The sequence below is a fragment of the Peribacillus sp. NPDC058002 genome, assembly GCF_042886655.1.
Lineage (GTDB): Bacteria > Bacillota > Bacilli > Bacillales > DSM-1321 > Peribacillus > Peribacillus aracenensis.
The window spans coordinates 1-4,423 of the sequence record NZ_JBHVQU010000273.1 but is presented as its reverse complement, the minus strand read 5'-3'; the positions used below and the strand labels follow the sequence as shown (position 1 = coordinate 4,423).

At 43.1% G+C, this 4,423-nt stretch carries 5 protein-coding genes; 2 read left to right on the top strand and 3 right to left on the bottom strand.

The annotated features are described in order from the left end of the window. Positions 1–81: 81 nt before the first annotated feature. Positions 82–549 carry a CBS domain-containing protein gene (locus ACFVSH_RS23360; protein ID WP_349729059.1) on the bottom strand — a complete coding sequence of 156 codons (468 nt, stop codon included), beginning with the start codon at positions 547–549 and terminating at the stop codon, positions 82–84. Positions 550–619: 70 nt separating this feature from the next. After that, positions 620–2,110: a glycerol kinase GlpK gene (glpK, locus tag ACFVSH_RS23355; protein WP_387708091.1), complete on the bottom strand. Its 1,491-nt coding sequence runs from the start codon at positions 2,108–2,110 to the stop codon at positions 620–622. A gap of 192 nt (positions 2,111–2,302) precedes the next feature. Between glpK and ACFVSH_RS23350 the strand changes: the two genes are divergently transcribed. Both ACFVSH_RS23350 and ACFVSH_RS23345 read left to right on the top strand, forming a co-directional pair. Next, positions 2,303–3,094, top strand: coding sequence for a TIGR00266 family protein (locus tag ACFVSH_RS23350; protein WP_192203593.1), 792 nt, complete (start codon positions 2,303–2,305; stop codon positions 3,092–3,094). A gap of 63 nt (positions 3,095–3,157) precedes the next feature. Then, entirely contained in the window at positions 3,158–3,388 is a 231-nt protein-coding gene (locus ACFVSH_RS23345) for a hypothetical protein (RefSeq protein WP_387596524.1), read from the top strand. Between the two features lies 1 nt (position 3,389). On the opposite strand, the gene ACFVSH_RS23340 is transcribed toward ACFVSH_RS23345, so the two are convergent. Further along, complete coding sequence (locus tag ACFVSH_RS23340) at positions 3,390–4,139, bottom strand: SDR family NAD(P)-dependent oxidoreductase (protein ID WP_387596527.1); 750 nt, start codon at positions 4,137–4,139, stop codon at positions 3,390–3,392. Positions 4,140–4,423 lie beyond the last annotated feature (284 nt).

Here is a 4,423-nt window from a genome sequence, read left to right as displayed (position 1 = left end):
AAAAAACTGCACCTCCAATTGTTAGATGTTGTCTAACAATTGGGGTGCAGTTCATACGAGCGGGCCTTTTTTTTAAATCCCTTATTCAAGATTTTGAACGAATTCCTTATATAGGGCCCTTAGTGCATCTCCTCTGCTGATGATGCCGACGACTTTATCATTTTTGTCCACGACAGGGATTTTCTTGAAATGATGCTTGGAAAGGACCTTTATCAATTCATCTAACGGATCTTCGGGGGATAACTTTGTAATCCTTTTATTTTTAATGATTCGTGTAACTTTATCATTCATTTTGGATGTAACCTTTTCATCCAATTCCTCACCGGGAAGAACCGTAATATAGGTGAAATAACCCATGATGGCTTCCTCAGCAGGTGTCAAATAACGAAGGATATCCCCGTCCGTCACCATTCCCAATAGCTTATCATGTTCATCCACGACCGGTACCCCGCCCACTTTATTTTCGATTAAGATTCGCAGAATTTCCTTTAATGTAAAATCAGGACGGGCTACATAGACTTCCCTTATCATGAAATCCTTGACTAACATATTACCACCCCTTTTTTATGTTTGTACGTTCTGTATTCATCTCTCTCCTCTAATAATACCCTTACTTACTCTATTTAAAAACCGTTGCCGCCTGAACTGCCTTTTTCCAGCCATTATATAAATCTTTTCTTTCCTGTTCTTCCATCCCTGGTTCGAATTTTTTATCGACTGCCCATAGCTTTGAAATCTCTTCCTGATCTTCCCAATACCCGACAGCGAGTCCAGCCAAATATGCCGCTCCTAACGCTGTCGTTTCACTAATAACCGGTCTTTCGACAGGGACATTCAGGAGACCGCTTTGAAATTCCATCAAGAAGTTGTTTTTGACAACCCCTCCATCGACCCTCAATGACTTTAGTTTAATCCCTGAATCGACTTCCATGGCGCTAAGGACATCTTTTGTCTGATAGGCCAATGCTTCCAATGTTGCCCGGACGAAATGCTCCTTCGATGTCCCCCTTGTCAGTCCGAATACAGCTCCCCTGACATCACTATCCCAGTAAGGGGTGCCTAATCCAACAAATGCGGGAACTACATAAACTCCATCCGCTGAAGTGACCCGCAAAACATATTTTTCACTGTCTTTCGGATCATGCAAGAGTTTCAGCCCATCCCTTAACCATTGTATGGCCGAACCTGCGACAAAAATACTGCCTTCCAAGGCATATTCGACTTTTCCATTCAGCCCCCATGCAATCGTGGTCAACAGGCCATGCTCTGATTTCACTGCCTTTTCTCCTGTATTCATCAACATAAAGCATCCGGTGCCATACGTATTCTTGGCCATTCCTTTTTCGAAGCATTCTTGGCCGAACAAAGCTGCCTGTTGATCTCCAGCTGCTCCGGCAATCGGGATTTCGTGTCCAAAGAAATGGTGTGGCGCTGTTTTACCGTATATCTCTGATGAAGAGCGAACATCCGGGAGCATCGATTGCGGCACTTGCAGGATTTCCAACAGCTCTTCATCCCACTTCAGGTCATGTATGTTATACATCAGCGTCCTTGAAGCATTCGAATAATCGGTTATATGTGCCTTACCACCCGAAAGTTTCCATATCAGCCACGTATCGATCGTACCAAACAATAAGTCTCCGTTTTCTGCCTTTTCCCGTGCCCCATCTACATGGTCGAGAATCCATTTCACCTTCGTACCGGAAAAATAAGCATCAATCAACAAACCGGTTTTCTGCAAAAATAAGTCATCGAGACCCTCATCCTTCAATTGAGTGCAAATTTCACTTGTCTGCCGGGATTGCCAGACAATGGCATGATGGATCGGCTGACCTGTTTCCTTATCCCATACCACGGTCGTCTCCCGTTGATTCGTTATGCCAATTCCAGCGATTTGTTCCGGTTTTACATTCATTTCCGATAGACAGGAAGCGATTACCGATAGGATGGAACCCCAAATTTCATTGGCGTTATGCTCCACCCATCCAGGATTCGGGAAATATTGTGTGAATTCCTTTTGCGCAATATGCAAGACTTCCCCGCTTTTATTAAATAAAATGGCCCGCGAACTTGTCGTTCCCTGGTCCAATGATAATATGTAAGTCTCCATGGTTGTCTCCCCCCACACTTAAGATTACGTTGCATTTCAACTTAAGTGTCATGCTGTTTTTTCTTTCTTCATTTTACTAGATATACCCTTGAAAACAAAAAATATATAAATCACGGCGGGAAACTGAAAAATATTGGCAGGTTAAGAGTTTATCTTTTACAATGAAAATAAAGCGGATAGGAGGAATGGAAAATGAATAACCATGAAATAGATTTTAAAATATATGGTGATGACATGCAGTTTGTTGAAGTGGAATTGGACCCTCAGGAAACGGTGATTGCCGAAGCTGGAAGTTTAATGATGATGGAAGATCGAATCAAGATGGAAACCATCTTTGGCGATGGGTCTTCGAATGGTGACAGCGGAATGATGGGTAAGCTATTCGGTGCCGGGAAACGGCTCCTTACTGGTGAGAGTCTTTTCATGACGGCTTTTACGAATGAAGGACGAGATAAAAAACACGTTTCATTCGCCTCGCCTTATCCAGGTAAAATCATCCCGATGGATTTAAGCGAGCTAGGCGGGAAAATCATATGTCAAAAAGACGCTTTCCTGGCGGCAGCAAAAGGCGTTTCGGTCGGAATTGAGTTTCAGAGAAAAATAGGGGCAGGCTTCTTTGGCGGTGAAGGCTTCATCATGCAAAAACTTGAAGGAGATGGGATGACCTTCGTTCATGCCGGCGGCACGATCCATAAAAAGGAATTGTCAGCAGGAGAGATTTTACGCGTCGATACAGGATGTTTAGTGGCAATGACTAGCGGGGTAGATTATAATATTGAAACTGTAAAAGGCGTGAAAACCGCTTTATTCGGAGGCGAAGGTTTATTCTTTGCAACATTAAAAGGGCCCGGAACCGTGTGGGTGCAATCATTGCCATTCAGCCGGCTTGCCAGCCGTGTATTTGCTGCAGCTCCGCAAAATGGAGGATCATCCGAAGAAGGCAGCGTAGCTAGAGGCTTATTCAATTTATTCAATGATAAATAAGAACCGACCAATGGCTGCCACCCTGGCAGTCATTGATCTCTTTTGAAAAGGATGGGTAGCTACATGCAGCTTGTTAAGTGGTCCTACATGAGACGCTATAATATCAGGGCAATTTTTGATAAATTCCCGAATTCGCCTGTTATTTTCCGAAAAATAAGAGATTACTATTTTGTTTATACCGTTCACTGGACAGCTGCCGATGCCCCTATCGGCATAAAGGAGCTTGAAGAAATGGAACAGCTGCTCAACCGTGAGCTCGGAACTGAACTGCAATATCTCTATCGGAAAAAATGAGTTACTCCTCGTACATCATTTTTCTTGTCATGCCTCCATCGACGATAAGATCCGCACCCGTAACGAAATCATTTTCCGTTGCCGTCAAATAAAGACAGGCCCTTGCAATGTCTTCCGGCATACCAACCCGATTGGAAAAATGCTGCTGATGATCCTTATCCCTCAGCGAGTCATAATCTCCCGTTTCAATCCAGCCCGGAGAAATCGAATTGACCGTAATTTTCTCTTTGCCTAAAGAAGCGGCAAGTGCATGTGTCAGTGCTTTGATCCCTCCTTTTGTCGCTGCATAGGATTCCGATTCCGGCTCAGACATTATCGCTCTGGTTGATGCTATATTGATGATTGCACCTCCCTGTTCATTTTTCCGCATCGATTCTGCCGCTGCCCGGGAACAAAGGAAAACACTGCGCAAATTCGTATTCATCATATCGTCCCAATCCTCAATCGTCAGATCATAAAGCGATTTGAATAATGCCTTTCCTGCATTATTGATTAATATATCAATGGTCTTATATGTTTTTAAAGTTACATCCATCAAATGTTGGATGTCATCCTCCTTGCGTACATCCGTTTTAACGAACATAGCTTCATGACCGTTACTTTTGAGCTCTTCCACATACAGAACACCTTCCCGCTCGTCCAAATCTGCGAGAACGACAGCAGCGCCGCTTTCTGCATATCCCTTTGCCACGCCTCTCCCTATACCATTCGAAGCGCCTGTTACAATCACCGTCTTATTTGTGAATCCCATTATTCCATCCCCACTTTCACAGATTTGTCACTATCATATTATCCAATTCGCTTCATTTCAAACATTTCCGCGCCTGATCAATTAATCCTTTTCCTTATCATCAAAAATCTGCAGAACCCTTATATTTTTGTAGCGGCCTTAAAGTGATGTATGATAGATAGTAACAACAAGAATGAACCACAGTGAAAGGCATCCGCCATTATCTTTCTTACAGAGTGAAAATTTTAATTGGAGGAATGTAAAAATGGACTTATTAAAAAATGTGTTTTCTTTAGGATTAGGTG

Excerpts from the sequence above, each read along its gene's own strand:
- ACFVSH_RS23360 (WP_349729059.1), bottom strand. The coding sequence starts at position 549 with ATGTTAGTCAAGGATTTCATGATAAGGGAAGTCTATGTAGCCCGTCCT.
- glpK (WP_387708091.1), bottom strand. The coding sequence starts at position 2,110 with ATGGAGACTTACATATTATCATTGGACCAGGGAACGACAAGTTCGCGG.
- ACFVSH_RS23350 (WP_192203593.1), top strand. The coding sequence starts at position 2,303 with ATGAATAACCATGAAATAGATTTTAAAATATATGGTGATGACATGCAG.
- ACFVSH_RS23345 (WP_387596524.1), top strand. The coding sequence starts at position 3,158 with ATGCAGCTTGTTAAGTGGTCCTACATGAGACGCTATAATATCAGGGCA.
- ACFVSH_RS23340 (WP_387596527.1), bottom strand. The coding sequence starts at position 4,139 with ATGGGATTCACAAATAAGACGGTGATTGTAACAGGCGCTTCGAATGGT.